The sequence below is a fragment of the bacterium genome (assembly GCA_018812485.1).
GTDB lineage: Bacteria > JAHJDO01 > JAHJDO01 > JAHJDO01 > JAHJDO01 > JAHJDO01.
In genome coordinates this window covers 1-2,301 of sequence record JAHJDO010000147.1, presented here as the reverse complement: position 1 = coordinate 2,301, position 2,301 = coordinate 1, and the positions used below count along the sequence as shown (strand labels likewise).

The window sequence follows — 2,301 nt, the reverse complement described above, 5'->3', positions numbered from 1 at the left end:
TCCGGTAAAAATATATGGACAAGACAATTTGGATCAATGAGTGATGATACTTCCAACAATGTTGCCCTAGATGGAAATGGAAATATCTATCTAGCGGGTTCCACTAGAGGAGACTTGGATGGAAACAAGAATATGGGAATATCAGACATCTTTCTAACCAAACGTGATTTCTACGGTAACAGATTATGGACCAAAATGTTGGGATCAAGTTATACCGATTATGGTGAAAGTCTTGCTATAGGTAAAAGCGGGAATATCTACGTTACTGGATTCGCAGGAGACGATTTGGGTGAAAAAACTTATATGGGAGATGGCGACATTTTTTTAGCCAAATATGATCCCTCTGGCAATAGATTATGGACTAGGATGTTGGGATCGACGGCCGGAGATATTGCATATGGCATCACCTTAGATCAGAATGAAAATATCTATCTCACGGGAAAGACTTCTGGCAACTTGGATGGAAACAAGAATACGGGGAATGAGGATATTTTTCTAGTTAAATATGACCCCTCCGGCAAGAAGTTCTGGACAAAACAGATAGGATCGAAAGACAGCGATATAGCTAGTAGTGTCGCTATAGACAAAAGCGGAAATATTTATCTCTCAGGATACACCAACGGTGCTCTCGATGGAAATGCTAATATCGGAGCATACGATCTCTTTCTGATGAAATTTGAATGTAATTAACCTGATAGAATATGAGCTGTAAGATTCTTTACACAAATTTACGAATTCCCCTTAATAATTTTACTTAGCATCCCGGGCAGCCTTGCCGCCAGATAGTGCGGTATAGTCAAAAGAGATATCTTTTTCACACCCGGGTAGTTGGGCAACTTCGCCTCAAAATCTTTATTCAGGCTCAAAGGCCCGGAGCTGATCTTCACAAGACAACCTGCGTCCGGTTCAATTTTAATATTAATTTTAACAAAAATTTGCACTTTTTAATATTAATTTCAGCAGATTTTTGTAATTTATAATATTAGTTTTAGCAAATATTTGTAATTTAGGCATATGCACTTTACGCCAGTGACCACAACATCTAGTGGTTGGCCGGCTTGGGTTTTCTAATTTGTTGATATCCATAGGGATTTACGACAACAGCGTTTTGCATCATTCTATAGAATAATAATCCACGAGAGCGGGATGTGCGCCGATTAAATCGAAATACAAATTCATTTAGATATTCGTTCAGATAGCGACTGTCAGTCTTTCCGTGATGTGTCCCTAAAAACCAACGTTTTAACAACGCCGATACACGATGAACATGAGAAAGCAGAGCTTGGTCTCCAACTTCACTTCCTGGAACTCGCTTATGGCGATACCCTCGCCCCTTTAACCCATTATACCCACGCCATCCGTCAGTTGTAACAATACTTCCTGTTTGTACATTTTGAAACATAAAGGTCCCCAATGTCTTTGCTGAAGCATCTTCTATGTGCTGCATACGAATACGTCCCATGCGTTTTCCTTTTTCTCTGACCTCAGCGGCCACAACAACCAAGTCTTTTCCTTCAGAAGATCTCCCAAGCTTACCGGGGCTTTTCCCACCTACAAAAATCTCATCTACTTCAACATTTCCTCGAAGTAGATCTCGCCCTGGTCGCACCATGACGTGTCGCAGCTTATGAAGCAGACTCCAACTGGTCTTATAACTCCCCAAGCCTAGTGCTCTCTGGAGACCTAGGGCGCTAACTCCGCTTTTTTGACTCGTAACCCACCAAATTGCATGAAACCAAACCTGTAGTGGTAAATGACTCCTGTGAAATATTGTTCCCGCTGTTATGGATTGTGGATATCCACATTTAGCACAATCGTTACGGTTCCTTCGTGTCAACCATGCTTTCTTGCTGCCACATTTTGAACAGTGATAGCCCTCTGGCCAGCGTAGCTTCGATAAATACTTGCTGCATGCCTCTTCACTTGGAAACCACTCTACCAATTCTTGAAGTGTACATGGATAGTCTTGCATTACCTCGCATACTACATATTGTGGTCACTGGCGTAAAGTGCATATGCCTATTTGTAATTTTTTACCTTAATTTGGGGTTGATTTTATTTGTAGAATACAGGTAGAAGGACAATCGAAAATGGGTGGATTGAAAATAGAGAATCTACCTTAAGCAGATGGAGAGGTGGCCGAGTGGTTGAAGGCGCACGCTTGGAAAGCGTGTGTACTGTAACAGGTACCCAGGGTTCAAATCCCTGCCTCTCCGCCAAAAGAAATGTCCCCATGAAATGGGGGCATTTTTTTTGGCGGAGAGGTGGGTATGATTTGAACCCTTTTGGGTTCAGCAAACG

General features: G+C 41.8%; 2 protein-coding genes and 1 tRNA gene. 2 read left to right on the top strand and 1 reads right to left on the bottom strand.

Annotation, left to right across the window (positions count from 1 at the left end; genetic code table 11):
• Positions 1-690, top strand: a 690-nt coding sequence (locus KKC91_12470; protein MBU0479357.1) for an SBBP repeat-containing protein, incomplete at its 5' end; no start/stop codon positions are given.
• A gap of 352 nt (positions 691-1,042) precedes the next feature.
• Here the strand turns inward: KKC91_12470 and KKC91_12465 are convergent.
• Positions 1,043-1,972, bottom strand: coding sequence for an IS1595 family transposase (locus KKC91_12465; protein ID MBU0479356.1), 930 nt, complete (start codon positions 1,970-1,972; stop codon positions 1,043-1,045).
• Between the two features lie 157 nt (positions 1,973-2,129).
• Here KKC91_12465 and KKC91_12460 point away from each other — a divergent pair.
• Positions 2,130-2,219, top strand: a tRNA-Ser gene (locus KKC91_12460).
• Positions 2,220-2,301: the final 82 nt, after the last annotated feature.